Genomic DNA, 23,607 nt, shown 5'->3' with positions numbered 1-23,607 from the left:
TCGCTTCCGGCGGCCCGCCGGCGCGGCCCACCGGCTCCCCGGGGCCCGGGCGTGGAGCGATGCCGGTGATCCGTGCCTCCGGCACTTTCTTCGCCGGCGGACCCACCGCCGAGGCCCTGGCCCCCCTGGCGTCTGGCGCGACAATCCGGGCGGTTACTGGCCATACCGGCGTCGTCCGCGGCTCCGAACGCGGGTGGCGGCGGGTGCGGTCTCACCCGATACGGCGAGATCGCCCCCTCCGGACAGGGGGCGAACCGATCATGGAAAACACCCCCCGCACCAGCCGCTTGTGTGTCTGTTCCATACCGATGTGAAAGCGGTGTGAACTCGGAGCATGGTGCGGGGGGTGTCCGGGGGCGCATACTTCGAATATGACGAGGCCCGCCGGCTCGCGCCGCCACCTGCCGAACAGTCCCTTCAACGTGCCCGCTCCGCCCGCACCACCCGTAGAGCAGTTCGCCGTGGGCGACCGGGTCTCCCACGACCAGTACGGACTCGGGAGGATCGTCGGCGTCGAGGGAGAGGACGCGGTCGTCATCGACTTCCAGGGACGCCAGGGACGCTTCCTGAGCCCCTACTCGAAGCTGTCCAAGCTCTGACGCCCGACCGCTGACCTGACACACGTGAGGGGCGGTGGACCGCATGCCGCGGTCCGCCGCCCCTCACGCATGTCCGGCTACAGCGCCTGGGCGGCCGGCTTCACCATGCCGCGGACCGTGCGCGACTTGACGAACTGGCCCATGCCGGTCATTTCCCACTCGCCGGTGAACTGCTTGATCAGCTTGGCCATCATGACGCCCGTCTGCGCCTCGGCGTTCGTCAGGTCGAAGCGGACCAGCTCCTCGCCGGACGCCGCGTCGATCAGACGGCAGTACGCCTTCGCGACCTCGGTGAACTTCTGGCCGGAGAAGGAGTTCACCGTGAAGACCAGGCCCGTGACGTCCTGGGGGAGGCGGCCGAGGTCCACGACGATCACCTCGTCGTCACCGCCGCCTTCGCCCGTGAGGTTGTCGCCGGAGTGCTTGATCGCGCCGTTCACGATCGACAGCTTGCCGAAGTAGCAGCTGTCCACGTGGTTGCGGTTCGGGCCGTAGGCGATGACGGAGGCGTCCAGGTCGATGTCCTTGCCGCGGAAGGCGGGCTCCCAGCCGAGGCCCATCTTGACCTGGGAGAGCAGCGGCTTGCCGCCCTTGACCAGGGACACCGTCTGGTTCTTCTGCAGGCTGACCCGGCCCTTGTCCAGGTTGATCTTCCCGGCGCCGGGGGCGGGCGCGGCGGGGGCCGGGGGAGCGGCGGGCGCGCTCGGCGCGGCCTGACGCGGGTCGGCGACCGGCGGGGGCGGGCCCTGGACCGGCTGCCCCACGGGGGGCGCCATCGGGGCGGCGGGCGCGGCGGCCGGGGCCGGGGCGGGCTCCTCGACCGACACGCCGAAGTCCGTCGCGATGCCCGCGAGGCCGTTGGCGTACCCCTGGCCGACCGCGCGGGCCTTCCACGCGCCGTTGCGCAGGTAGATCTCGACGATCACCAGGGCCGTCTCGGAGCCGAGCCGCGGCGGGGTGAAGGTGGCGAGGACGGAGCCGCTGTCCGCGTCGCGGATGGTGGCGGTGGGCTCGATGCCCTGGAAGGTCTGGCCCGCCGCGTCCGGGCTCGCGGTCACGACGATCTTCTCGATGCCGGCCGGCACGGCGGCCGTGTCCACGATGACCTTGTCGGGGGTCGTACCGCCACCCGACTGATAGGTCACACCGGGGCCCGAGGGCTGGTTGAAGAAGATGAAGTCGTCGTCGGAGCGCACCTTGCCGTCGGCGGTGAGCAGCAGGCCCGATACGTCGAGCCGCACCGGGGCGGCGACGTCCACCGCCACGCGGGCGGCGGTCAGCGGGATGTTCGAGCCGGGGGTCATAGCTGTCATGCCAGAGGTAACGAACGACCCCGCTTTACCGTTCCCTTACTCGCGCAAGCTTTTTCCCGGCCGCTCGCGCGGCTCAGCCCCGGTTGCGCGGGTGCGCCCGCGCCGAGCGTTCGTTGCCCCGCTTGTAGTTGCCGGTCCAGCGGGCCATCACCAGTTGCGGGTCCCCGCCGCGCACCTCGGCGAGGAACTGTTCGGCGCGGGGCCCGCGCAGCGTCCCGGCGGCGCGGGCGCCGTGCGTGATGACGACGGCGCCGTCGGCGCGCTGTTCGTAGGTGAATCCCTGCGGTCTCGGCATGACCCGGAGGGTACGGCGCGCCCCTGCCCGCGCGGTATCGGATTACGGGGTCAGTGCGGCCACACCGGCGGGTCGGTGCAGAAGTGGCCGCCGAGGTGTGCGTGGGCGGGGTTGCCGGGATCCAGTTCGCCCTGCTCGGCGACGAGCTTCGCGGCGTACGGCTCGGAGTCGTCCCGCGGGTCGTAGCCGAGCGCCCGCGCGGAGGAGAGGTCCCACCACAGGCGGGTGTTGGCGGACGAGCCGTGGACGACGGTGTGCCCGACGTCCTCGGCGGTGAGCGCCGCGTGGAAGAGCCGGGCGCCGTCGGCGGGGCTCATCCAGACGGACAGCATCCGTACGTTCGTCGGCTCGGGGAAGCAGGAGCCGATGCGCATGGAGACCGTCTCGATGCCGTGTTTGTCCCAGTAGAACTGGGCGAGGTCCTCGCCGAAGCACTTCGACAGGCCGTAGAACGTGTCGGGGCGGTGCGGGGTGTCGACCGGGATCAGCGGGTCGTCCCCCCGGGGGCGCGGTGTGAAGCCCACCGCGTGGTTGGAGGAGGCGAGAACCACCCGCCGCACACCTTCCGCGCGGGCCGCCTCGTACAGGTTGTACGTCCCTTCGATGTTGGCCTTGAGGATCTTGTCGAAGGTGGACTCCAGGGAGATGCCCGCGAGATGGAGGACCGCGTCGACCCCCCGTACGGCCGCACGCAGCGCCTCCTTGTCGGCGAGGTCGGCGACGATCGCGTCCGGCTCGTCCTCGATGGCGCGCACGTCGAGCAGGCGCAGGTCGTGCCCATGGGCCGGCAGGAGGTCGCGCATCAGCGTGCCTAGGCCGCCGGCGGCGCCGGTGAGCAGGACGGTGCGGGCAGCGGGCATGCGGGTCTCCTCGGGCGGCCGTATGCGGGCGCGTAGCCGTACGGACGGACGTGACTGTTCTTATCGACGTACAGGATTCACATCCGTAGACAACCTAGGGATCGCGGTCGCGCCGCGTCAAGTGTCTGCGGGCGGCTTCCCGGAGTCTCCCGGTGTCTTCCGGCGGCGGGAAACCCGCTCCTCTGCGGGGAGTTCGTCCGCTTGACCTCGGCCGACGGGGCGCCTTAGCGTGACCGTGTTCAGGGATATGGACGCCAATCATGAACGTGCACGCCTAGGGAGAGTCCGTGACGCCAGCCCCTCTCGCTTCCCGACTTCGCGTCCCCAGCGGGCCGCTGTTCTTCCCGGTCACCGCGTACGGCCCGGACGGCTCCGTGGACCTGGACGCCTTCCGCGCCCATGTGCGCGCCGGTGTCGACGCGGGCGCCGCGGCCGTCTTCGCCTGCTGCGGCACGGGCGAGTTCCACGCCCTGACGCCCGAGGAGTTCCAGAGCTGCGTCGCCGCGGCAGTCCAGGAGACGACGGGGCGCGTGCCGGTCGTCGCGGGCACCGGGTACGGCACCGCGCTCGCCGTGCGGTACGCGCGCCTGGCCGAGGAGGCGGGCGCCGACGGGCTGCTCGCCCTGCCGCCCTACCTCGTCGTCGCCGGGCAGGAAGGCCTCGTACGGCACTACAGCGAGCTGGCGGGGGCCACCTCCCTGGACGTCATCGTCTACCAGCGCGACAACGCCGTCTTCACCCCCAGGACCGTCGTCGAACTCGCCCGCGCCGACGGGATCATCGGCTTCAAGGACGGCCTCGGCGACATGGACCTGATGCAGCGCGTCGTGAGCGCCGTGCGCGGCGAGGTGCCGGGGGACTTCCTCTACTTCAACGGACTGCCGACCGCCGAGCTGACCGGCCTCGCCTACCGGGGCATCGGCGTGCGGCTGTACTCCTCGGCCGTCTTCTGCTTCGCGCCCGACATCGCGCTCGCCTTCCACCGCGCGTTCAACGCGGGCACCCCGGAGGGCGACGCCACCGTCAACCGCCTCCTCGACGGCTTCTACCGGCCCTTCGTGGAGCTGCGCGCGCTCGGCCGCGGCTATGCCGTCTCCCTCGTCAAGGCGGGCGTACGGCTCGGCGGCCTCGACGTGGGCCCCGTGCGGCCGCCGCTGCACGAACCGGCCGGCGAACACGTCAAGCGGCTGGCCGAACTCATCGAACGCGGCCGGGAGTCCCTCGGGCACGCCCACCCCGGGGCCGACGCGTGAGGGCCGCCGCGTTCCTCTACCCCTGGGACGTCATCGGCGACCCCGACGCGCCCGCCCGCCTCCTCGGTCTCGGCATCCGCCAGGTCACCCTCGCCGCCGCCTACCACTCCACGCGCGCCCTGACCCCGCGCCACCCCCGCCACCGCATCGTCACGGCCGCGCACGCCGCCGTGCTCTACCCGCCGGGCGACCGGTGGCAGGGCCGTGCGCTGCGGCCGTACCCCGCCGGGGAGTGGGCGCCCGGCGACGCCTACGGAGCGGCCGCCGACGCGCTCGCGGCCGCCGGTATCGACGTACGCAGTTGGGTCGTCCTCGCCCACAACTCCCGGATGGGCGAGGAGCACCCGGCCACCTCCGTCGTCAACGCCTACGGGGACCGCTACCCGTGGGCGCCGTGCATCGCGCGGCCCGCCACGCGCGCGTACCTCGTCGATCTCGCCGCCGAGGCCGCCGTGCGCCCCGGAGCGCGCGGCACCGAACTGGAGTCGTGCGGCTGGTACGGCCTCGCGCATCTGCACGCCCACGACAAGACCGCCGGCGTCGGCCTCGGCGAGGCGGGGCAGTACCTGATGTCCCTGTGCTTCTGCTCCTCCTGCCGCGCGGGGTACGCGGGAGCAGGCCTCGACCCGGACGCGCTGGCGGCCGCCGTCCGGCGCGGCCTGGAGCCCGTGTGGCGCGGCGAGGCGGACGACACGGGCTGGGCGTCCGTCGAGACGCTCATCGGCACCGACCTGGCGGCGGCCACGCGCGCGTGGCGCGAGAAAACCGCCCGCACGCTCCAGGAGGCCGCCGTCGCCGCCGTACGGGCGGCCGCCCCGCCGGACTTCCAGGTGCTGCTGCACGCCGACCCGGTGCCCTACCACTGCGGCGCGAACGCGGGCGTGGACCCGGCGCACATCCTCTCCGTGGCCGACGGTGTCGTCGTGCCGTGCACGGACGGCGCCGAGGCCCTGACGCCGTTCACCGCCCACGCCGGGCCCGCCACCGTCCTGGCCGCCAACCTCACCGTGGTGGGCGCCATGGGCGGCCGCCCCGGCACGCTCGCCGCCGACGCGGCCCGCGCGGCGCGGCTCGGCGCCACGGAACTGCGGCTGTACCACGCGGGGTTGGCGTCGGACCACGACCTCGCGCAGGTCGGCAGGGCCCTGTCGACCCCGGAGTGAACGCCCCCACGATCCGGGCACCACAGTCGGGCTCCGGGAGCTTCTCAAGCTGCCCGAGGCCAAGCTGCCCGAGGCCAAGCTGCCCGAGGCCTGCCCGACCGCACAGGCGCCGACCGTCACGACGATCAAGCGCCGGGCGCACGTGCAGCAGCCGGGCGCCGCAGAAGCAGGGGCGCGGCGATCAGCAGCCGCGCCCCCGCGAGCACCGGCAACAGGACGCGCAGGTCCACGCACTCCACGAGGGCCGCGCCCGCCGCGATGCCGAGCGCGGTCGGCGTGAACATCAACGTGTTGGCGGTCGCCGCCACCCGGCCGAGCAGCGCCCCGGGCGTCTCGCGCTGCACCGCCGTCAGGCCCGCGATCAGCACACAGGGCAGTCCGACGCCGTTCGCGAAGCTCCCCGCGAGGACCGCAGCGTCGCTCGGCAGCGCGCTCAGGGCCGCCGCCGCGCCGGTCAGCGCGATGCCCGCCCCGCCGAACCGCCGCGCCCCGAACCGCCGCAGCAGCGCCCCCGACGCCACGCCCACCGCGACGGACCCCGCCCCCTGCACGGCGTACAGCACCCCCGAGTACGCGGGCGCGTGGCCGAGCCGCTCCACGATCGCGTAGATGGCCGCGCCGCCGACCCCCGACGACAGCATCGTCAGACCGCCCGCCACCACCAACGGCCGCAGCCGCGCGTGCCCCCACAGGTGCCGTGCCCCCTCGGCGGTACGGGCCCACAGGGAGGCACGCTCACGCACCGGGGCGGCCTCACGCACCCGCAGCAGCGCGTACAGGCCGGCGGCGAGCACGAAGGTGACGGCGTCCAGGAGCGCCACCCCGGCGCCCCCGCAGGCGGCGAACAGGCCGGCGCCCGCGAGGGGCGCCACCAGTTTCATGCCCTCGTTCGCGGACATCCGCAGGCCGTTGAGGTCGCCGAGCACTTCCTTGCCGACGGCTATCGGGATCAGAGCGGCCTCCGCCGCGTCCGTGACGACGCCGCACGCCCCGTACAGCAGGAGGACGGCGAAGAGGACCCACAGCCCTCCCGTGCCGTCCACGGCGAGCAGGGACAGGAGCAGCACCCCGAGCGCGAGGTTCACGGCCACCAGGAGCGGTCTGCGGCGCATGCGGTCGGCGAGGGTGCCGAGCGGCGGGCCGATGAGGGTGGGCGCCCACAGGGCGAACTGGCAGAGCGCGGCGAGCCCGTCGGAGCCGGTCAGCTCCTTCACCCAGATGCCGCAGGCCAGCCAGAGCGCGGAGGACCCGAAGCCCGAGACCACCACCGCGCCCAGGTAGAGGCGGGCGTCGCGGTCCCGCAGGACGCGCCCGATCGTCGATGTCATGCCAGGTGATGCTGGCTTCTAAGGCCCCCGGCACGGAATCGGGCTGTTTCCCCAACCGCCGGCCGGTGAGTCCGGGCCCCGGGCCGCCCGCCAGAGGAGACACACCGAGGCCGCCGCCTTAGCGGAGGCGGTTCTGGTGACGGCACCGCGATATAGGTTGCAATCCTGACTAGGTGGCCATACGGTCTAGGTAGTTCAGTCGCTCAGGGGTCGCACGGCAGGCGTAGACATGCGCCGCGCGGCCCCCTCGGGAAGGGGGATCCCATGACCATCTCGCCGGACTTCTCGGTCGCCTCGACGGCCGTCACGGCCGCGCTCGCCGCCTATCTGCTGCTCGGTGAGCCCTGGGCCGGCCGCCGGATGTACGCCTCGCTGGCCCGCCGCAGGGACACCGAACCCCGCGCGCTCGTCCGCTACTTCGGCCGTACGCTCGCCCTGTGGGGCGTCCTCGCCGCCGGCGCCGTGGCGGCGCTGCTGCTGTCGCCCGGCGTCGACGCCGCCGACCTCGGTCTCGTCCTGCCGGAACGGCCCGGATACACCGTGGCCCTGATGCTCGTCTTCGTCGCGGTCGCCGTGGCCTCGGGGCGCAACTTCCGCGGCATGGCCGAGCGGGGCAGGCACGTGCCGGGGCTCGCCTCCATCGAGGCGATGCTGCCGCGCACGGCCGAGGAGCGGCGGCTGGCGATCGCCGTCGCCGTGACCGACGGCATCGGCGCCAACCTCCTGTACCGCGGCCTCCTCATCGCCTTCGGCGTCGGCGCGCTCGGCCTCGACCTCACGGTGGCCGCGGCCCTCTCGGTCCTCATCTACGCGCTCGCCGGCGCCTACCAGGGCCGCCAGGGCATCCTGGTCTTCGCCGTGTTCGGCGCCGTCATGACCGGCCTCTACTTCGCGACGGGCAGCCTGCTGCTCCCCGTGGTGGCGCACGCCGCGCTGAGCGTCCGCGACCTGACGCTGCCCGCGCCGGACGGGCCGCGCGCCCCGTCCGCCGCCTGACGAGGGGGACCCGTGCCGAAGAAGGGCCTGACACCATGACCGACCGCCGCGCCAGCTGGTTCAAGGGCGTACTCGACCTCCTCGTGCTCGCCAGCCTCACCGACGACGAGAGCTACGGCTACGAGATCGCCAAGCTGCTCTCGGCCGCGGGCTTCGGGCAGATCAAGGGCGGCACGCTCTACCCCGTCCTCAACCGGCTGGAGGAGGCGGGCCTGGTCGCCGCCGAGTTCCGCGCCACCGAGAAGGGGCCCGGCCGGCGCTACTACCGGCTCACCGACGCGGGCCGGGAGACCCTCGGCGAGCAGGGCGGGTTGTGGCTGGCCTTCGACACCTCCGTGCGCGAGGTCCTGGGCAGGGCGGGAGTGACGCCACGATGAACGGAGCGGACGCGGTGAACACCCGGTACGAGCAGGACGGTTACCTCATCGACCTCGCCGAGCGGCTGCGGGCGCGCGGGCTGCCCGCCGACCGGATCGAGGCGACCGTCGAGGAGCTGGCCGCGCACCTGGAGGAGTCGGGAGCCGACCCGCTGGAGGAGTTCGGGCCGGCCGACGAGTTCGCCGGGCAGTTGGTGCCCGCCACGGGGGAGCGGGCACCGACCGCACCGGCCGCCCACGGCGAGACGTGGCGCTGGACCGCCGACACCTACGTCGACGAGGAGCTGCTGAACCGTTTCGGCGACGAGGGCTGGGAGGTGGAGCGGGTCGACGCGCTCGGCCGCTTCGTCTGCCGCCGGGACGCGGAGCGGCCGCAGCGCTGGGAGTACCGGCGCGAGCTGGTCCCGCGCGGCCGCGAGGGCCTGGACGGGCGGCTCGCCCCCGACGGCTGGGAGGCCTGCGGCACCTGGCTGGTGCACGCCTGGTTCAAGCGGCCGAAGGCGGCGAGCCTCGGCCCCGGCGCGGAGATCGCGTCGCCGCCGCCCGTGCCGGAGCGCAGCAACTTCCTGAGCCGGAAGTTCTACGCCCTGGTGGCCGTCGTCATCGCCGCCGTGGCCGTCTCGGGTGTCTCGACCGCCCTCGACGACGGTGCGAGCACCGGGCTCGGCTACGCGACGGGCCTGCTGGCGGGCGCCTGCGCACCGTTCCTGCTGATCGTGCTCGGCCGGACCTGGCGCGGGGGCCGCGAGCGGAAACGGGCCCGGGGCCGGGAGTGAGACCGGGTCGGGCCGACGCGGGCGGGGGCTGAGGCGGACGGGCGTTGTGACCAGGCCGAGTGAGGCAGGCCCAGCCGGGCCGAAGCGGGGCAGGGGCTGGGGCCGGGGGGGGTGGGAGCCTCGGGGCGGCGGGGGGCCGCAGCGGCGGGGCGGGCCACCGTGGCGGCAGGCCGCCGTCGTGGCGGAGTGTCGGGCCACCGCGGCGGCGGGGCGTCGAGGGGAGGGCCGCCGCCGCGGCGAGGTGCCGCGGTGGCGGCGTGGGACGGCGGTGGCGGCGTGGGGTGGTGGCGGGCCCGCTCAGCGGGTCAGCGCCGCCTTCATCATCGCCTTGGCGATCGGCGCCGCCAGGCCGTTGCCGCTGACCTCGTCGCGGGCCGCGCTCGACGACTCGATCATCACCGCGACCGCCACCTCCCGGCCGTCGCCGCCCTTGGCGTACGACGTGAACCACGCGTACGGCGTCTTGCTGTTGTTCTCGCCGTGCTGCGCCGTACCCGTCTTGCCGCCCACCGTCGCGCCGTCGATCCGCGCGTTCGAACCGGTGCCTTTCTCCACGACCGTCCGCATCGCCGACCGCAGGCCCTCGGCGACGGACTCGCTCATCACGCGCCGGGAGTCCCCGTCGCCGTACTTCTCCAGGGTGTTGCCGTCGGCGTCGGTGATCTGCGAGACCATGTGCGGCCGGACCAGCTCGCCGCCGTTCGCGATCGCCGCCGACACCATCGACATCTGGAGCGGCGTCGCCGTCACGTCGAACTGGCCGATGCCCGACAGACCCGTCTGCGCCTTGTCCATGCCGGCGGGGTACACGCTCTTCGCCGCGCGCACCGGCACGTCGAGCTTGTCCGTGTTGAAGCCCATCTTCTCCGCCATCGCCGCGACCTTGTCCTGCCCCAGGTCGACGGCCATCTTCGCGAAGACGTTGTTGCAGGAGTACCGCAGGCCGGTGCGGATCGTCGCGTTCTCGCAGGGCGCCGACGCGTTCTCGTTGCGCAGGACCGTCGCCGTGCCCGGCAGCGTGTACGGGTTCGGGCTGTCGGTGCGCGCGTCCACCGAGGAGTACAGGCCGTCCTCGAGGGCCGCCGCCGCGACGACCAGCTTGAACGTCGAACCGGGCGGCAACGGCTGGCGCATCGCGCGGTTCACCATCGGCTTCTCCTTGTCGGAGGTCAGCTCCCGCCACTGCGCGGAGTCGGTGGAGCCGCTGATCCTCGACGGGTCGTACGACGGCGTCGAGACCATGCCGAGGATCTCGCCGCTCTTCGGGTCGAGGGCGACCGCCGCGCCCTTGGTGTCGCCGAGCGCCTTGTACCCGGCCTTCTGCACCGCCGGGTCGATGGTCGTCACCACATCCCCGCCCTCGGCGCGCTTGCCGGTGAGCGTGTCGAGCGGGTTCCTCAGCCGGCTGTCGGTGCCGTCGAGGAGGTCCTGGTAGATGCCTTCGAGCTGCGTGGCGCCGTACACCTGCGAGCTGTAGCCCGTGACGGGCGCGTAGAGGGCACCGTTCTTGTACGTGCGCTTGTACGCGAGGTCTCCTCCCTTCGTCCGCGCGGAGCCGGTGACGGCCTCACCGCCCACGATGATGTCGCCCAGCGGGTTCGCGTACTGCTCGATCGCCTTGCGCCGGTTGTGCTTGTCGTCCGCGAGCGCCTTCGAGTCGTGGAACTGCACCCACGTCGCCCGCACCAGCAGGGCGAGCACGAGCAGCAGTGCGAAGACCGAGGCGCGCCTGATCGTCTTGTTCATCCCACGGAAGGACGAGCGGACTGGAGGGTTTCGTTCCCTTCTGGTCCGCTTGCGACCGTTTTCTCAGAAAGTCCTCATGATCCCGGGGCGCCCCGACCGGCCGGGCGGACCGGGCTCAGCCCCGGTCCACGAAGCCCGCCTCGTACGCGGCGATCACCGCCTGCGTGCGGTCCCGCGCGCCCGTCTTGGCGAGCACGGACGCCACGTGCGTCTTCACCGTCGCGGCGCCCACCCCCATCCGTCCGGCGATCTCCGCGTTGGTCAGCCCCGCCGCCATCAGCCGCAGCACCTCGCTCTCCCGGCCGGTCAGCCGCGCCACCCACGCGGGCGGCGCCGGCCGCGCCCGCCCGTACTCGGCGGCCAGGGCGCGCACCGCCGCGGGGAACAGCAGCGAGTCGCCGTGCGCCACCACGCGCACCGCCTGGACGAGCGCGTCCGCGTCCGCCCGCTTGAGCAGGAAGCCGGCGGCGCCCGCGCGCAGCGCCTCGTACACGTACGCGTCGTTCTCGAAGGTCGTCACGACGACGATCCGCGGCGGCTCCGGCATCGTCCGGAGTATCTGCTCGGTGGCGCGGATGCCGTCGATCTCCGGCATGCGCACGTCCATCAGGACGACGTCGGGCCGCAGCCGCCGCACGACCGACACGGCCTCGGCGCCGGTCGCCGCCTCGCCGACGACCTCGATGCCCGCCTCCGCGGAGAGGATCGCGCGCAGGGCGGTGCGCACCATGCGCTCGTCGTCGGCGAGGACGATCCGGATGGCGGTGGCGGTGGCGGTGGGGGCGGGGGTGGTCGTCATGCGTGTCCCTTCAGCGGAAGTCGTACGTCCAGTCGCCAGGCGCCGTCCGCCGGGCCCGCCGCGGCCGTGCCGCCGAGCAGCCGGGCCCGGTCCGCGATGCCGCGCAGGCCGTGGCCGCCGCCGGGGCGGGTGGCGGGGGAGCGGGGCGGCAGCGGGTTCTCGGCCGTGACGGCCAGGTCGGGGCCGTCCAGGGCGATGCGCAGGCTCACCCGGGCGTCCCCGCCGCCGTGCCGCAGGGCGTTGCCGAGCGCCTCCTGCACGATGCGGTACGCCTCGCGGGAGACCAGCGGGGGCAGGGTGTCCGGCTCCAGGGCGACGGTGGCGCCGACCCGCAGACCGCTCGCCCTGGTGCGGCGCAGCAGTCCGTCCAAGTCGGTGGCGAGGGTCGGCGCGGGCGCCGTGGAGCGGGCGTCGTCGGCCTCCCGCAACACACCGAGCACGGCGTCGAGTTCGCCGACCGTGCGGCGCGTGGTGTCCTCGATGGCGGCCAGCGCCTCCCGGACGAACTCCGGGTCGTGGTCCAGGACGCGGCGGGCCGCGCTCGCCTGCAGGGTGACGGCGCTCAGCGCGTGGCCCACCGAGTCGTGCAGTTCGCGTGCCAGGCGGTTGCGCACCGCGAGGTCGGCGGCGCGCTGCTCGGCGGCCGCGAGCCGGTCGGCGGGCGTCGGCCCGAGCAGCGCCGGGGCCCAGCGCGCGAGGAGCCCGCCGGACGCGGCCGCGCAGGCGGCGAGCGCCACCAGCGAGGCGCAGCCGACGACCGGCGAGAGCGCCACCAGCCAGGGCTCGCCGAAGACTCCGGGCAGGCCGATGCGGCTGTCGCGGAACACGGCGAAGAACGGCACCGCCAGCAGGACGCACGCGAACGGCGGCAGCGCCAGCGACATGCCGCTGACGAGCCCGCCGAGGCCCAGGTGCAGGGTGAACCACGCGGCGGTCCGCCCGCGTGCCACCCGCCCCCGCGCGGGACCCTCGGCCAGAGCGCCCTCGGGCACCGCGCACAGGGCGCGGACGGCGGCCACCGACATCGGGCGGGTCAGCGAGAACAGCGCGGTGATCGCGGCCAGCGGCAACCCGGCGGCGAAGGAGGCGAGTTGCGAGGTGAGCGAGCCGAAGAAGCGGTCGTCGTTCAGGAGCGGTCCGACGATCACCGAGCCGACGAAGACGTACGGCATGGCGAGCGCGCCGCCGAGGATCAGATGGACCCACCGGCGGCGCGCCCGGCGCCCGAACAGCGCGATGCCGAGGCCCCTCACGCCGAAGCCCCGCACGCCGAAGCCCCGCACGCCGGGGAACCCGCCCGCTCCGTGAGGAAGCGCACCCCGACGGCGGCCACGAGCGTTCCGGTGATCATCTGCACAGCGTAGGCGAGGACCGTGACGCCGGTGGGCCGCCTCGTGGCGTCGCCGAGGCTCATGAGCGAACCGAACAGCAGCCGGCCGCCCCCGAGCCCAGGACCGCGGCGAACCGGCGTTGTCCGCCTCAGAGTCGGCGCGTCGCCAGGGTCAGCCGGTCGCGCGCGTCGAACAGGGCGTCCTTGACCATCTGCTCGTGCGCGGGCGTGAGGCGGGCCACCGGCACCGAGCAGCTGATCGCGTCCCGGGCCGGGGTGCGGTAGGGGATGGCGACGCCGAAGCAGCGCAGGCCGAGCGTGTTCTCCTCGCGGTCCACCGCGAAGCCCTGCTCGCGGACCGTGTGCAGCTCCTCGATGAGCTTCTCGCGGTCGGTGATGGTGTGCTCGGTGAGCGCGGGCAGCGCCTGGGGGAGCAGCGCGCGGACCTGCTCGTCGGTGAAGGTGGCGAGCAGCGCCTTGCCGAGCGAGGTGGAGTGCGCGGGCAGCCTGCGGCCGACGCGGGTGAAGGGCCGCAGATAGTGCTGCGACTGGCGGGTGGCCAGATAGACGACGTTCGTGCCGTCGAGCCGCGCCAGGTGGATGGTCTCGGTGGTGTCGTCGGAGAGCCGGTCCAGGGTCGGCCGCGCGGCGGCCACCACCTCGTCGCCGTCGATGTAGGAGGTGCCCACCAGCAGGGCGCGCACGCCGATGCCGTACCGCGTGCCGGTCGCGTCCGTCTCCACCCAGCCCAGCTCGACCAGGGTGCGCAGCAGCATGTAGAGGCTCGACTTGGGGTACCCGACCGCCTCCTGGACGGCCGCCAGGGAGTGCATTCCGGGACGGCCCGCGAAGTACTCGAGGAGTTCCACCGTCCGCACCGCGGACTTGACCTGCGCCCCGCCTCCGGTCTCGCCAGCCGACATCGCCCTTGACCCCTTAGATCGCCGAGAAATACGCTCCGAGTCCCTGCCCGTTCATCAGCGGAGACGTTGTTCAGCATATCGAACAGCCCTGGTGAGCGGCAGACCTCGGCCAGAACGACCGGCATCACCTTTGGAAAGGGAATTCGCGGTGGCAGCAGCACCAGTCTGGAGTGTCGACCCCCGAACCGGGAAGCAGCGCGAGCAGGTTGCGGTGGAAGCCACGGCCGAGGAGGTCGACGGCGCGGTCCGCGCGGCCCGGGACGCGGCGCCCGCCCTCGCCGACCGCGTGGTCCGCGCCGCCTTCCTGCGCACCGCCGCCGAACTGCTCGACGAGGCGAAGGACCACCTCGTGGAGACCGCCGACGCGGAGACCGCGCTCGGCCCGGTCCGGCTCACCGGTGAACTCGCGCGCACCTGCTACCAGTTGCGGGCCTTCGCGGACCTGGTCGACGAGGGCGCCTTCCTCGGCGTCGTCATCGACCACCCGGACGCCTCGGCGACCCCGCCCATCCCGGACCTGCGGCGCTACAAGCTCCCGCTCGGCGTCGTCGCGGTCTACTCCGCGTCCAACTTCCCCTTCGCCTTCTCCGTGCCCGGCGGCGACACCGCGAGCGCGCTCGCCGCGGGCTGCCCCGTCGTCGTCAAGGCCCACCCCGACCACCCGGGCACCTCCGAGCTGGTCGCCTCCGTGCTGCGCAGGGCGGCGGCCAGGCACGACATCCCCGAGGGCGTCCTCGGCCTGGTGCACGGCTTCGACGCGGGCGTCGAGCTGGTCAAGCACCCGCTGATCGCCGGCGCCGGGTTCACCGGTTCCATCCGCGGCGGGCGCGCCCTGTTCGACGCGGCCGCCGCCCGGCCGGTGCCGATCCCCTTCCACGGCGAGCTGGGCTCCCTCAACCCCGTCGTGGTCACCGAGGCCGCCGCCGCCGAGCGCGGCGAGCAGATCGGCACCGGACTCGCCGGTTCGATGACGCTCGGCGTCGGCCAGTTCTGCGTCAAGCCGGGTCTCGTCCTCGCCCCCGAGGGCGCGGCCGGCGACCGGTTCGTGAAGTCGCTGACCGAGGCGGTCGCCGACACCGAGGCCGGGGTGCTCCTGGACCACCGGATGCGCGACAACTTCGTCGCCGGGGTACGCGAGCGCGCCGCGCTCCCCGACGTCCAGGCCCCGGTGACCCCGGGCGCCGGCGGCGAGCACACCGTCAGCGCCGGCTTCCTCACGGTCCCGGCCGCGCGCCTGGCGGGCGAAGGGCCGCACGACCTGCTCCTGGAGGAGTGCTTCGGCCCGGTCACCGTCGTCGCGCGCTACACTGACGACGCGGAGATCACCGCCGTCCTCTCGCGGCTGCCCGGCAACCTCACCGCGACGGTGCAGCTCTCCACCGACGAGGCGGCGGGCGTGAGCGCGCGCGGCGCCGAGCTCCTGGCCGAGGTGACCCCGCTCGCCGGGCGCGTGCTCGTGGACGGCTGGCCCACCGGCGTCGCCGTCGCGCCCGCCCAGCACCACGGCGGGCCCTACCCCGCCACCACGTCCACGTCGACGTCCGTGGGCGGCACGGCCATCGAGCGCTGGCTGCGCCCGGTCGCGTACCAGAACACCCCCGAGGCCCTGCTCCCGCCGGAGCTGCGCGACGCCAACCCGCTGGGGCTGCCGAGGAGGGTGGACGGACGGCTGGAGCACTGACCCGCGGCGGGCCCGGGGCGGGGCCCGGCCGTTCCGGGCCTCACACCGTCACCCGGGTCCCGGTGGCCGCCGCCCGCCCGATCGCGTCCAGCAGCCGGTGGCGCCGCACCGCGTGCGCGAAGTCCGGCGCGTGGGCGGTGCCCTCCGTCAGGTCGGCGAGGACGCGGGCGTACTGCGCCCCTACGTTGTAGGCCACTTCGTAAGACGGCACGGCGCGCAGCTCGTCCAGTTCCGGCACGGCGAAGTGGCGTGCGGGCACCGGGAGTCCGGTGAGGCCGCGCTCCGTGCCGCGTCCGCCGCGCACGGTCACCGCCGCCTGCTGGAGGTGGCCGGAGTCGCCGGTGACGACGAGGTCCCCGTCCGTGCCGTTGATCTCCCAGCGGAAGTTCGTGCCTCGGGACAGACCGGAGCGGAAGTGCGCCGAGACGACCGCGCCCGAGGCGAGCCGCCCCGACACCGCCACCTGGTCGGCGGCCGTCATCGGGGCGGCGCGTCCGGTGCCCGCCTCGCGTACGACGGGACGCCGCGTCGCCAGCGTCGCGGAGACCTCGGTGAACTCCCCGAGGGCCATGGTGAGCGCGTCGACGGTGTGCCCGAAGGGGATCGTCAGCATCGTGGCGCCGTTCTGCTCGTCCAGCAGATAGGCGCCGCTCGGTTCGAACGTGGGCCCCCACCCGCGCCCCGAGGCCACCAGGCTCGTCGACAGGACCTCGCCCACCCGGCCCTCGGCTACCAGTTCCCGTACGTACCGCACCGGAGGCGCCGAACGGGCCTGGAGCCCGACGAACGTCCGCACCCCGGCCCGGTCCGCGGCCGCCGCCAGCTCCTCGGCCTCGGCGAGGCCGTTGCCGAGCGGCCACTCGCACAGGACCGCCTTGCCCGCGTCGAGCGCGGCGAGGACCGCCTCGCGGTGCAGCGGCACCCGCACGCTCACCACGACGAGGTCGACCTCGTCGCTGCGGACGAGTTCCCCGGTCGACCCGAAGGCCAGCGGCACCCCGTACTTCTCGCCCGCCGCCCGCGCGGACGCCTCGCTCGACGCGGACAGGGCGCGCAGCTCGTACCCCTTGAGGCGCGAGAGCGCCGGCAGATGGGAGCGGGACGCCCAGCCGCCCCGGGCCGACAGGCCGACGAGGCCGACCCGCACGGGCGAGGAGGGGGAGAGGCGGGAGAGGGGGGAGACGGGGGAGAGGTCGGGAGAAGTCATGAGCGGGACCGTAGGGCGGACCGCCCGGTCACCCGCAAGGGACCCAACTATATTGGGGGAACCATGACTGGTCAGACCCCTGATGAGCGCCCCGGCGCGGCCGCTCGGCCGCACGACATCTACGGCCTGCTCTGCCCCGGCCGCGAGGTCTTCGAGCTGCTCGTCCACAAGTGGACGGGGCTCGCCATCACCGCCCTGGAGGACGGCCCGCGCCGCTTCGGCGAACTGCGCCGCAAGCTGGAGGGCGTCAGCCCCAAGGCGCTCACCCAGACCCTGCGCCGCCTGGAGGAGAACGGCCTGGTCACGCGCACCGTGTACGCCGAGGTCCCGCCCCGCGTCGAGTACGAGCTGACCGGCCTCGGCCGCGGCGCCCTGGAGCCGCTCGCCCACCTGCGGACCTGGGTCAGGGCGAACGCGGGAAAGTTCGCGGCGGGGGAATGAGCCGCTTTGCCCGTGCGTTGACGCCCTGAGCGGAGGCTCCCTCCGCACCGACCGCCGCGTACCGACGCGGCCGCGTACCGCACGACCCGGAAAGAGCCACACATGCGCGTCGAGATCTGGAGCGACATCGCCTGCCCCTGGTGCTACGTGGGCAAGGCCCGCTTCGAGAAGGCCCTCGCCGCCTTCCCGCACCGCGACGGCGTCGAGGTCGTGCACCGCTCCTTCGAGCTGGACCCCACCCGCGCCAAGGGTGACAGCGGCCCGGTGATCCCGATGCTCATGCGCAAGTACGGCATGAGCGAGGACCAGGCCCGCGAGGGCGAGCGCCGGCTCGGCGAGAACGCCGCGGCGGAGGGCCTGGAGTACCGCACCGAGGGCCGCGACCACGGCAGCACCTTCGACATGCACCGCGTCCTGCATCTCGCCAAGGAGCGCGGCAGGCAGGACGAGCTGATCGGCCTGCTCTACCGCGCCAACTTCGCCGAGGAGCGGTCCCTCTTCGAGGACGACGAGCGCGTCGTGGCGGCCGCCGTCGAGGCCGGTCTGGACGCCGACGAGGTGCGTGCCGTGCTCGCCGACCCCGCGAAGTACGCCGACGACGTGCGCGCCGACGAGCGCGAGGCCGCCGAACTGGGCGCGACCGGCGTGCCGTTCTTCGTCCTCGACCGCACCTACGGCGTCTCCGGGGCCCAGCCCGCCGAGGTCTTCACGCAGGCCCTGGAGCAGGCGTGGGGCAACCGCTCGCCGCTGACCACCCTCGCGGACAGCGACGGCGGCGAGGCGTGCGGGCCGGACGGATGTGCGGTTCCGCAGGGCTGACCGCTCACGTAGGTTGATCTTCATGACACTCATGGGGATCAGCGACGGCACCGGCCTCGCGGGGGAGTTCGCCCCGACGACGACCTACCTCAACACCGCGAGCTACGGCCTGCTGCCGCGCCGCGCCGCCGAGGCCGTCGGGGCCCTGACGGCGGAGATCGCCTCCGGCGGGCGCGTCGGCTCCGGCGACTTCGCCACGGTCGACGCGGCGCGCCGGTCCTTCGCGCGTCTGGTGGGCGTGGACCCCTCGCGGGTGGCGACGGGCGGTTCGGTGGCCGTGCACGTCGGTTTGATCGCCGCGTCGCTCCCGGCGGGCGCCGAAGTGCTCTTCCCCGAGGGCGACTTCTCGTCCCTGATCAACCCCTTCGTGCTCCGGGGCGATCTCGAGCCGAGGTTCGCGCCGCTGGCGGAACTCGCCGACGCGGTCGGCCCCCGGACCGCGCTGGTGGCGTTCTCCACCGTCCAGTCGGCCGACGGCAGGACGGCGGACTGCGCCGCGATACGCGAGGCGGCGGCCGCCCATGGCGCGCGCACCCTCGCCGACGCCACCCAGTCGGTGGGCTGGCTGCCGTTCGACGCCGGGGCGTACGACTACACCGTCACCGGCGCCTTCAAGTGGCTGCTCTGCCCGCGCGGCACGTCCTTCCTCACGGTGGGCGAGGCGGCGCAGGAGTCCCTGGCGCCGCTGCACGGCGGCTGGCTCGCGGCGGCCGACGGCTGGGAGTCGACGTACGGCCCGATCGGTGAAGTGGCCCCGGACGCCCGCAGGTTCGACGAGCCGCCGGCCTTCCTCGCCTACCACGGGGCCGCGGCGGCGCTCTCGCTCGTCGAGGAGGTGGGCGTCGCGGCGATCCACGCGCACGACGTGGCGCTCGCCGAGCGCTACCGCGCGGGGCTCGCGGAACTGGGCCACACCCCGGTGCCGGGCACCGCGGCGATCGTCTCGGTCCCCGGACTCGCCGCCCGCGAGCCGGAACTGGCCCGCGCGGGCATCATCGCCTCCGCCCGGGCCGGCCACCTGCGCGCCACCTTCCACCTCTACAACACCGAGGCGGACGTGGACCGCCTCCTCGACGCGCTGTCGAACTGAGCCCCCCGGGCCGCCGGCCCCCACGCCGGAACTGCCCGGCCGACGGCCCCCGCGGTCGGCTGAAAGGGGCACCCAGGCGTCGGCTCAGCGGCGCGACGCCCGCTCCCGGGCCGCCTCCTCCGCGCGGCGCTCGGGGCAGTCCGCCGTCTCCGTGCAGAGGTTCGTCTCCACCCGGGTGAGCAGCCGCAGCAGCTCCCCGCGCTCGGCCTCGTCCAGGCCGGCCAGCGTGTGCCCCTCCAGCTCGCCCCAGGCCCGCTCCACCTGCGCGAGCAGCCCGCAGCTCGCGTCGCTGGCCTCGACGAGCACCGCCCGGCGGTCGGCCGGGTCGGGGCGCCGGCGCACGTGCCCCGACTGCTCCAGGCGCTGGAGCATCTTGGTGACCGTCGACGGGTCGAGGTCCACGGCCTTGATCAGCTCGGACTGCCGCACCGGACCGGCGTCCCACAGGTGCATCATCACGAACTCTTGGCCCGGGTAGAGGCCGACCCCCTTCAGGACCTTGCCCGCGGCGATGCGGTGCAGCCGCGCCACCCGGCTGAGCGCATGACTGACGGGCCCCGCCCCGGCCACCTGGGGGAGCCCGGGGGGACAGGCGGGGTCGGCCGCTTCGGTCGGTGCGGGGTCGGCCTTCATCACGTGCTCCTACGGGTCATCGGACGTCTTCCGAAAAGTTTACCTTGGTCGGCCAAGGAATGAGCTACAGTGTGGTCCGGCGCGTTACTTGGCCGACCACATAAACCTTGTCAGGGAGTTCTGATGACCACCGCGTTCGACCCGATCGACCTGTCCGGAACCTCGCTCGCCAACCGCATCGCCATGGCCCCCATGACACGAAGCCGCGCAGGCCAGGGCGGTGTGGTCACGGATCTGACCGTCGAGTACTACGCCCAGCGCGCCTCCGCCGGCCTGATCATCACCGAGGGCATCCAGCCTTCTGTGGTCGGCCAGGGATATCCCGATACGCCGGGCCTGCACAGCGCCGAGCAGATCGCCGGCTGGCGCAAGGTAACCGACGCCGTCCACGCGGCGGGCGGCACGATCTTCGCCCAGCTCATGCACGTCGGCCGCATCGGCCACCCGGTCCTGCTCCCCGAGGGCGAGGTCAACGTCGCGCCCTCCGCGGTCGCCGCCGCGGGCCAGGTCTACACCGCCGAGGGCCCCAAGGACTTCGTCACCCCGCGCGAGCTGACCGACGTCGAGATCCGCGCCACCATCGCCGACTTCGCCGCCGCCGCGCGGGGCGCGATCGACGCGGGCTTCGACGGGGTGGAACTGCACGGCGCCAACGGCTACCTCATCCACCAGTTCCTCGCGCCCAACACCAACCTGCGCACCGACGCGTGGGGCGGCTCCGTGGAGAACCGCCTGCGCTTCGCCGTCGAGGTCGCCAAGGCGGTCAGCGCGGAGATCGGTGCCGCCCGCACCGGCATCCGCCTCTCGCCCGGCAACCCCTTCAACGACATCGCCGAGCCCGACCCGGAGCCGACGTACACCGCGCTGGTCAAGGAGCTGGCGGCGCTGGACCTCGCGTACCTGCACATCCTGGAGGCGGGCGAGATCCGCGAGCTCACCGACCGGCTGCGCCGGGACTTCGGCGGGACGCTCATCCTGAACCCGCGGACCGAGGGCCCTACCGGCCAGGACGCCCTCGCCCTCGTCGAGGACGGCACCGCGGACATCATCGCGTTCGGCGCGCTCTTCCTCGCCAACCCCGACCTGCCGGCCCGCCTGCGGGCCGGCGGCCCGTACAACACGCCCGACCCGGCGACCTTCTACGGCGGCGCGGAGAAGGGCTACACGGACTACCCGGCGCTGTAGCGCGACGAAGCTGTAGCACCGACGAAAAGGCCGGTGGCCCGGCACCCACGGGGGTGCCGGACCACCGGCCCGTCTGCGTCAGGTCACCCCACCGGGGTGAAGTCCCGCGCCCCGATGAACTCGGGCCTGCGCACCGGCGCCGCGAACGGCTCGACGGCGGTGTTCTCCACGCTGTTGAAGACGATGAAGACGTTCGACCGCGGGTAGGGCGTGATGTTGTCCCCGGAGCCGTGCATGGCGTTGCAGTCGAACCAGGTGGCCGAGCCGGCCTCACCGGTGAAGAGGCGGATGCCGTGCTCGGACGCGAGGTGCGTCAGCGTCTCGTTCGACGGGATGCCCGCGTCCTGCATCTGGAGCGAGCGCTTGTAGTTGTCCTTCGGCGTGGCGCCCGCGCAGCCGAGGAACGTCTTGTGCGACCCCGGCATGATCATGAGACCGCCGTTGGTGTCGTGGTTCTTCGTCAGCGCGATCGACACCGAGACGGTGCGCATGTTGGGCAGGCCGTCCTCGGCGTGCCAGGTCTCGAAGTCCGAGTGCCAGTAGAACCCGGAGGCCCCGAAGCCCGGCTTCACGTTGATCCGCGACTGGTGGACGTACACGTCGGAGCCGAGGATCTGCCGGGCCCGGCCCACCACGCGCGGGTCGGCCGCCAGCTTGCCGAACAGCTCGCTGATCTTGTGCACCTCGAAGATCGAGCGGATCTCCTGCGAGCGCGGCTCGACGATGGAACGCTCGTCCGCGCGCATCGCGGGATCGTGCATGAGCCGTTCCAGCTCGGCGTGGTACGTGGCCACTTCGTCCGGGGTGATCAGCTGGTCGATGGCCAGGAAGCCGTCCCGCTCGAACCCCGCGAGATCCCCGGCCGCGATCGGCCCCCGCGTACCCGGCTCGGACCACACCACCGGGTCCTTGCGTTCGATGAGCACCTCTTCGGCGCCTCGGGTCGGGTACAGGTCAATGGTGCGTTCGGGTGCGGTGGTCATGGTGTTGCCTGCCTCTCCTCTCGTACGGCCCTGTGCGGGATGTCGGCCGACTCGGCCGACCGGCGCGCGGCGCTCAGCCCTCGTCGTCCTCCGTCAGCAGTGGGTACACACCGTTCTCGTCGTGGTCCTCACGGCCGGTGACGGGCGGGTTGAAGACACACAGGCAGTGGAAGTCCTCCTTGATCCGCATGGTGTGCTTCTCGTGCCCGTCGAGCAGGTACATCGTGCCGGGCGTGATCGTGTACTTCTCGCCGGTCGTGTCGTCGGTCAGCTCGGCCTCGCCCTTGGTGCAGACGACGGCCTCGATGTGGTTGGCGTACCACATCGACGTCTCCGTGCCCGCGTACAGGATGGTCTCGTGCAGGGAGAACCCGACACGCTCCTTGGCGAGGACGATGCGCTTGCTCTCCCAGGTACCCGACTTGGCCTTCACATGCCGGTCGGTGCCTTCAATGTCCTTGAACGAACGGACGATCACGGTGTGGTGTTTCCTTTTCTCTTACGTCGTGCGGGGCTCGGACTCTCGCTGGCTCAGGCGGTCTCGCGGACCGCCCGGGCCAGCGTGCGCAGCCCCTCGTCCAGCTCGTCGGGGGTGATCGTCAGCGCCGGGAGGAGCTTGACGACCTCGCCCTCGGGGCCGGAGGTCTCGATGAGCAGGCCCAGTTCGAAGGCCCGCTTCGCCACGGCGCTCGCGCGGTCCTTGTCCAGGAACTCGATGCCCCAGACCAGGCCGCGGCCGCGGAACTCCTTGATCTCGGTCCGGTTCTCCTCGACGATGGCGGCCAGCGCCTGCTCGACCTGCTCGCCGCGGGCGCGGGTCTGCTTCTCCATGGCCGAACCGTCGGTCCAGTACGTCTCGAGGGCGGCGGCGGCGGTGACGAACGCCGGGTTGTTGCCGCGGAAGGTGCCGTTGTGCTCGCCCGGCTCCCAGACGTCCAGCTCCGGCTTGAACAGGCACAGCGACATCGGCATGCCGTAGCCGCTGATGGACTTCGACACCGTCACGATGTCCGGCGTGATGCCCGCCTCCTCGAAGGAGAAGAAGGCGCCGGTGCGGCCGCAGCCCATCTGGATGTCGTCGACGATCAGGAGCATGTCCCAGCGCTCGCACACGTCGGCGAGCTTGCGCAGCCACTCGGCGCGGGCGACGTTGATGCCGCCCTCGCCCTGCACCGTCTCCACGATGACGGCGGCGGGCTGGTTGAGGCCCGAGCCCTGGTCCTCAAGGAGCCGCTCGAACCAGATGAAGTCGGGGGTCTGGCCGTCGAGGTAGTTGTCGAACGGCATCGGTGTGCCGTGCACCAGCGGTATGCCGGCGCCCGCCCGCTTGAAGGCGTTGCCGGTCACCGCGAGCGAGCCGAGCGACATGCCGTGGAAGGCGTTCGTGAACGACACGATCGACTCGCGGCCCTTGACCTTGCGGGCCAGCTTCAGCGCCGACTCCACGGCGTTGGTGCCCGTCGGGCCCGGGAACATGACCTTGTACGGCAGGTCGCGCGGGCGCAGGATGATGTTCTGGAACGACTCCAGGAAGTTGCGCTTCGCGCTCGTCGACATGTCGAGGCCGTGCACGACGCCGTCGCGCTCCAGGTAGTCGATCAGCGCGCGTTTGAGCACCGGGTTGTTGTGCCCGTAGTTGAGCGAGCCGGCCCCGGCGAAGAAGTCGAGGTACTCATGGCCGTCCTCGTCGTACATGCGGTTGCCCTGCGCGCGGTCGAAAACCGTAGGCCAACCGCGGCAGTAGCTGCGCACCTCCGACTCCAGGGTCTCGAAGACGCTCAGGTCGGGCTGGGTGATGGTCACAGCGGAT

At 73.2% G+C, this 23,607-nt stretch carries 25 protein-coding genes; 11 read left to right on the top strand and 14 right to left on the bottom strand.

The features are described 5' to 3' along the window. Window positions 1-371: 371 nt before the first annotated feature. Window positions 372-599, top strand: coding sequence for a CarD family transcriptional regulator (locus ACZ516_RS00530; protein WP_358586269.1), 228 nt, complete (start codon window positions 372-374; stop codon window positions 597-599). Window positions 600-676: 77 nt separating this feature from the next. On the opposite strand, the gene ACZ516_RS00525 is transcribed toward ACZ516_RS00530, so the two are convergent. The 3 genes from ACZ516_RS00525 to ACZ516_RS00515 form a co-directional block, all read right to left on the bottom strand. Next, window positions 677-1,903 (bottom strand): TerD family protein, encoded by a 1,227-nt coding sequence (locus tag ACZ516_RS00525; RefSeq protein ID WP_358586296.1) that lies wholly within the window; start codon window positions 1,901-1,903, stop codon window positions 677-679. A gap of 82 nt (window positions 1,904-1,985) precedes the next feature. Further along, window positions 1,986-2,207, bottom strand: a complete 222-nt coding sequence (locus ACZ516_RS00520) for a hypothetical protein (RefSeq protein WP_469007833.1) — start codon at window positions 2,205-2,207, stop codon at window positions 1,986-1,988. Between the two features lie 50 nt (window positions 2,208-2,257). Then, window positions 2,258-3,067, bottom strand: a complete 810-nt coding sequence (locus tag ACZ516_RS00515) for an NAD-dependent epimerase/dehydratase family protein (RefSeq protein ID WP_469007831.1) — start codon at window positions 3,065-3,067, stop codon at window positions 2,258-2,260. Window positions 3,068-3,354: 287 nt separating this feature from the next. On the opposite strand from ACZ516_RS00515, the gene ACZ516_RS00510 reads away from it, so the two are divergent. After that, window positions 3,355-4,320, top strand: coding sequence for a 5-dehydro-4-deoxyglucarate dehydratase (locus tag ACZ516_RS00510; protein WP_469007830.1), 966 nt, complete (start codon window positions 3,355-3,357; stop codon window positions 4,318-4,320). Further along, window positions 4,317-5,483, top strand: coding sequence for a hypothetical protein (locus ACZ516_RS00505; RefSeq protein ID WP_469007829.1), 1,167 nt, complete (start codon window positions 4,317-4,319; stop codon window positions 5,481-5,483). Before ACZ516_RS00510 ends, ACZ516_RS00505 begins: the two co-directional genes overlap by 4 nt. A gap of 125 nt (window positions 5,484-5,608) precedes the next feature. On the opposite strand, the gene ACZ516_RS00500 is transcribed toward ACZ516_RS00505, so the two are convergent. Continuing rightward, window positions 5,609-6,811 (bottom strand): MFS transporter, encoded by a 1,203-nt coding sequence (locus tag ACZ516_RS00500; protein WP_469007827.1) that lies wholly within the window; start codon window positions 6,809-6,811, stop codon window positions 5,609-5,611. 264 nt (window positions 6,812-7,075) lie between these two features. On the opposite strand from ACZ516_RS00500, the gene ACZ516_RS00495 reads away from it, so the two are divergent. The 3 genes from ACZ516_RS00495 to ACZ516_RS00485 are packed head-to-tail and all read left to right on the top strand — an operon-like array spanning window position 7,076 to window position 8,960. Then, window positions 7,076-7,807, top strand: coding sequence for a CPBP family intramembrane glutamic endopeptidase (locus tag ACZ516_RS00495; protein WP_469007825.1), 732 nt, complete (start codon window positions 7,076-7,078; stop codon window positions 7,805-7,807). A 35-nt stretch (window positions 7,808-7,842) separates the two neighbouring features. Further along, window positions 7,843-8,184, top strand: coding sequence for a PadR family transcriptional regulator (locus ACZ516_RS00490; RefSeq protein ID WP_358913904.1), 342 nt, complete (start codon window positions 7,843-7,845; stop codon window positions 8,182-8,184). Continuing rightward, window positions 8,181-8,960 (top strand): hypothetical protein, encoded by a 780-nt coding sequence (locus ACZ516_RS00485; RefSeq protein WP_469007823.1) that lies wholly within the window; start codon window positions 8,181-8,183, stop codon window positions 8,958-8,960. Before ACZ516_RS00490 ends, ACZ516_RS00485 begins: the two co-directional genes overlap by 4 nt. 297 nt (window positions 8,961-9,257) lie before the next feature. Here the strand turns inward: ACZ516_RS00485 and ACZ516_RS00480 are convergent, their stop codons facing one another. The 5 genes from ACZ516_RS00480 to ACZ516_RS00460 all read right to left on the bottom strand — a co-directional run bounded on the left by ACZ516_RS00480 (window position 9,258) and on the right by ACZ516_RS00460 (window position 13,758). Continuing rightward, window positions 9,258-10,706 carry a peptidoglycan D,D-transpeptidase FtsI family protein gene (locus ACZ516_RS00480; protein WP_469007822.1) on the bottom strand — a complete coding sequence of 483 codons (1,449 nt, stop codon included), beginning with the start codon at window positions 10,704-10,706 and terminating at the stop codon, window positions 9,258-9,260. Window positions 10,707-10,821: 115 nt separating this feature from the next. After that, window positions 10,822-11,505, bottom strand: a complete 684-nt coding sequence (locus ACZ516_RS00475) for a response regulator transcription factor (protein WP_469007820.1) — start codon at window positions 11,503-11,505, stop codon at window positions 10,822-10,824. Next, the gene (locus ACZ516_RS00470; RefSeq protein WP_469007818.1) at window positions 11,502-12,758 is read right to left on the bottom strand and encodes a sensor histidine kinase; all 1,257 of its coding nucleotides are present in this window, start codon (window positions 12,756-12,758) and stop codon (window positions 11,502-11,504) included. Before ACZ516_RS00470 ends, ACZ516_RS00475 begins: the two co-directional genes overlap by 4 nt. Next, on the bottom strand, window positions 12,755-12,919 hold the full coding sequence (locus ACZ516_RS00465; protein ID WP_469007816.1) for a hypothetical protein: 165 nt from the start codon (window positions 12,917-12,919) through the stop codon (window positions 12,755-12,757). Before ACZ516_RS00465 ends, ACZ516_RS00470 begins: the two co-directional genes overlap by 4 nt. 65 nt (window positions 12,920-12,984) lie before the next feature. Beyond that, window positions 12,985-13,758 (bottom strand): IclR family transcriptional regulator, encoded by a 774-nt coding sequence (locus ACZ516_RS00460; RefSeq protein ID WP_358588126.1) that lies wholly within the window; start codon window positions 13,756-13,758, stop codon window positions 12,985-12,987. Between the two features lie 148 nt (window positions 13,759-13,906). Here ACZ516_RS00460 and ACZ516_RS00455 point away from each other — a divergent pair, with 148 nt between their 5' ends. Continuing rightward, a complete protein-coding gene (locus ACZ516_RS00455; RefSeq protein WP_469007815.1) occupies window positions 13,907-15,439 on the top strand; it encodes an aldehyde dehydrogenase (NADP(+)) in 1,533 nt (510 codons plus the stop codon). 40 nt (window positions 15,440-15,479) lie between these two features. Here the strand turns inward: ACZ516_RS00455 and ACZ516_RS00450 are convergent, their stop codons facing one another. Further along, window positions 15,480-16,646, bottom strand: a complete 1,167-nt coding sequence (locus tag ACZ516_RS00450) for a Gfo/Idh/MocA family protein (protein WP_469007813.1) — start codon at window positions 16,644-16,646, stop codon at window positions 15,480-15,482. 63 nt (window positions 16,647-16,709) lie between these two features. On the opposite strand from ACZ516_RS00450, the gene ACZ516_RS00445 reads away from it, so the two are divergent. The 3 genes from ACZ516_RS00445 (at window position 16,710) to ACZ516_RS00435 (ending at window position 18,996) form a co-directional block, all read left to right on the top strand. Continuing rightward, a complete protein-coding gene (locus tag ACZ516_RS00445) occupies window positions 16,710-17,087 on the top strand; it encodes a winged helix-turn-helix transcriptional regulator (RefSeq protein ID WP_358588134.1) in 378 nt (125 codons plus the stop codon). 102 nt (window positions 17,088-17,189) lie between these two features. Continuing rightward, complete coding sequence (locus ACZ516_RS00440; protein WP_469007810.1) at window positions 17,190-17,906, top strand: DsbA family oxidoreductase; 717 nt, start codon at window positions 17,190-17,192, stop codon at window positions 17,904-17,906. A 22-nt stretch (window positions 17,907-17,928) separates the two neighbouring features. Then, window positions 17,929-18,996: an aminotransferase class V-fold PLP-dependent enzyme gene (locus tag ACZ516_RS00435; protein WP_361084259.1), complete on the top strand. Its 1,068-nt coding sequence runs from the start codon at window positions 17,929-17,931 to the stop codon at window positions 18,994-18,996. 84 nt (window positions 18,997-19,080) lie between these two features. Here ACZ516_RS00435 and ACZ516_RS00430 read toward each other — a convergent pair whose 3' ends face one another. Next, a complete protein-coding gene (locus tag ACZ516_RS00430) occupies window positions 19,081-19,629 on the bottom strand; it encodes a MarR family winged helix-turn-helix transcriptional regulator (RefSeq protein WP_361084256.1) in 549 nt (182 codons plus the stop codon). A gap of 123 nt (window positions 19,630-19,752) precedes the next feature. Here ACZ516_RS00430 and ACZ516_RS00425 point away from each other — a divergent pair, with 123 nt between their 5' ends. Next, the gene (locus tag ACZ516_RS00425; protein WP_469007808.1) at window positions 19,753-20,814 is read left to right on the top strand and encodes an alkene reductase; all 1,062 of its coding nucleotides are present in this window, start codon (window positions 19,753-19,755) and stop codon (window positions 20,812-20,814) included. 83 nt (window positions 20,815-20,897) lie between these two features. Here ACZ516_RS00425 and thpD read toward each other — a convergent pair whose 3' ends face one another. The 3 genes from thpD to ectB all read right to left on the bottom strand — a co-directional run bounded on the left by thpD (window position 20,898) and on the right by ectB (window position 23,600). Beyond that, window positions 20,898-21,797, bottom strand: a complete 900-nt coding sequence (gene thpD / locus ACZ516_RS00420; RefSeq protein ID WP_358698871.1) for an ectoine hydroxylase — start codon at window positions 21,795-21,797, stop codon at window positions 20,898-20,900. Window positions 21,798-21,870: 73 nt separating this feature from the next. Beyond that, a complete protein-coding gene (locus ACZ516_RS00415; RefSeq protein WP_055536365.1) occupies window positions 21,871-22,275 on the bottom strand; it encodes an ectoine synthase in 405 nt (134 codons plus the stop codon). A 53-nt stretch (window positions 22,276-22,328) separates the two neighbouring features. Continuing rightward, window positions 22,329-23,600 (bottom strand): diaminobutyrate--2-oxoglutarate transaminase, encoded by a 1,272-nt coding sequence (ectB, locus tag ACZ516_RS00410; RefSeq protein ID WP_469007805.1) that lies wholly within the window; start codon window positions 23,598-23,600, stop codon window positions 22,329-22,331. Window positions 23,601-23,607 lie beyond the last annotated feature (7 nt).

The organism is Streptomyces sp. NPDC034037, assembly GCF_055575715.1.
The sequence above is the reverse complement of the archived record's forward strand: the minus strand, read 5'-3'. Positions and strand labels throughout refer to the sequence as shown.